This window comes from Streptomyces sp. PU-14G (assembly GCF_041028275.1).
Taxonomy (GTDB): domain Bacteria; phylum Actinomycetota; class Actinomycetes; order Streptomycetales; family Streptomycetaceae; genus Streptomyces.
The window spans coordinates 1-1,922 of sequence record NZ_JASKYT010000654.1 but is presented as its reverse complement, the minus strand read 5'-3'; the positions used below and the strand labels follow the sequence as shown (position 1 = coordinate 1,922).

The following is a 1,922-nucleotide window of genomic DNA, read 5'->3' as shown; positions in this document are numbered from 1 at the left end:
CCCAAACAGAGGGCAACCCCCACAGGGGTGGGCGGCCTCCATGGAATGAGAAGGCCATGGGGGGCCCGCTCCACAGGAGGGGGCCAACGGGGCGGAGCCCCGATCAAGACCAGAGGGCGAGAGCGAGAGCTCTCCCCTCCGCGTCGCGCCGAACCTCCAGCATCCCCGCCACCGCCGACCGATTGACCCGCCCATAAATCTGCGGAGCAGGCTCCCACCGCACCCGCGCGTCCAACCGCTGTTCGTCGATCATGAGTGCCATGACGGGCCCGACCGCCGCGCGGAACCGCGCGTCGGCGACGGCCAGCGTGTGCTGCTCGTCGGCTGTGCAGGGGATGAAGCCGTCCTCGGCGAGCACGCGCGGCGAGTAGGGACGGTCCGGGGCCAGCAGCCAGTCGTCCAGCGGGACCACGTGGAAGATCATGCCTTCACTTGTACCGCCTCACCGGGCGAGCGGCCCGCACATGCACGCGTGCGCAGTACTCGCCCCGTCGCGCCGGGCACCGCACCGCGGTGGGAGGGAGCCCGCGCCCGGTCCGTATCCTGGCTCACATGCGCACAGCCCTCGTGCTCGGCACGGGACTCATCGGTACTTCGGCCGCACTCGCCCTCGCCGCGCGCGGGGTGCGGGTGCATCTCAGCGACCGTGATCCGGAGCGGGCCCGTACGGCCGCCGCGCTGGGCGCGGGCACGGAGGGCGAGCCGGGCTCCCCCGTCGACCTGGCGATCGTCGCGGTGCCGCCCGCGCACATCGCGCAGACCGTCGCCGACGTGCAGCGCCGCGGGCTGGCCCGTGGGGTGATCGACGTGGGCAGCGTCAAGGGCGGGCCGCGCCGGGAGCTGACCGAGCGGGGCGGCGATCTGACGACGTACCTGGGCAGCCATCCGATGTCGGGGCGGGAGCAGTCGGGCCCGCTGGCGGCGACGGCCGACCTGTTCGAGGGGCGGCCGTGGGTGCTGACGCCGACGCCGGGCACCGACACGGAGGTGCTGAACCTCGCACTGGAGCTGATCGCGCTGTGCGGGGCGGTGCCGGTGGTGATGGAGGCGGACGCGCACGACCGGGCCGTCGCTCTCGTCTCGCACACGCCGCAGCTGCTCTCCAGCCTGGTGGCGGCGCGGCTGGTGGAGGCGGCCGAGACGGATGTGCGGCTGTGCGGCCAGGGCATCCGCGACGTGACCCGGATCGCGGGTTCCGATCCGGGGATGTGGGTGGACATCCTGTCGGCCAATCCAGACCCTGTGGCCGACATCCTCGCCGAGGTCGCCGGAGATCTGCAGGCGGCGGTCAAAGCGCTGCGGGAGCTGGGCTCGGCGGACGAGGCCGAGCGGGCCAGCGGCGCCGAGGGCGTCGAGATGCTGCTGCGCAGCGGCAACGCGGGCCGGGCCCGGGTCCCGGGCAAGCACGGGCAGGCACCGGCCGCCTACGAGACGGTGACCGTGCTGATCAGCGACCGTCCCGGGCAGCTGGCGAGGATCTTCGCGGACGCCGACGCGGTGGGTGTCAACATCGAGGACGTCCGCATCGAGCACGCGACGGGGCAGCAGGCCGGCTACATGCAGCTGATGGTGGAGCCGGGCGCGGTGCCGGTGCTGGAACAGGAACTCAGAGACCGCGGCTGGTCCCTACGCCAGTAGGGCCCCCGGGCCCACCCCGGTCCCCGGGGAGGGGGCCACCTCGTTACCCGGACCGTCCCGAGACGGTCCGGGACGCGCGGCATGGGGTGTCCGCGACAGCCGGTAGCCTTGTGCGGGGGAATCAGGCGCCCCCCTGCTGCCCCGTCGCGTGCTCGATGCGGACGTCCTCGATGTTGACACCCACCGCGTCGGCGTCCGCGAAGATCCTCGCCAGCTGCCCGGGACGGACGCTGACCAGCACGGTCTCCGTCTCGTACGCGGCCCGTGCCTGCCCGTGCTTGCCC

General features: G+C 73.4%; 2 protein-coding genes and 1 pseudogene. 1 reads left to right on the top strand and 2 read right to left on the bottom strand.

All coding sequences use genetic code 11. The annotated features are described in order from the left end of the window. Nucleotides 1-103 precede the first annotated feature (103 nt). Nucleotides 104-424 carry a DUF952 domain-containing protein gene (locus AB8Z75_RS34425; protein ID WP_369208999.1) on the bottom strand — a complete coding sequence of 107 codons (321 nt, stop codon included), beginning with the start codon at nt 422-424 and terminating at the stop codon, nt 104-106. 128 nt (nt 425-552) lie between these two features. Here AB8Z75_RS34425 and AB8Z75_RS34420 point away from each other — a divergent pair, with 128 nt between their 5' ends. Beyond that, nucleotides 553-1,638: a prephenate dehydrogenase gene (locus tag AB8Z75_RS34420; protein ID WP_369208997.1), complete on the top strand. Its 1,086-nt coding sequence runs from the start codon at nt 553-555 to the stop codon at nt 1,636-1,638. Between the two features lie 127 nt (nt 1,639-1,765). Here AB8Z75_RS34420 and AB8Z75_RS34415 read toward each other — a convergent pair. Further along, nucleotides 1,766-1,922 (bottom strand): annotated as a pseudogene (locus AB8Z75_RS34415) (prephenate dehydrogenase); the annotation flags it as partial.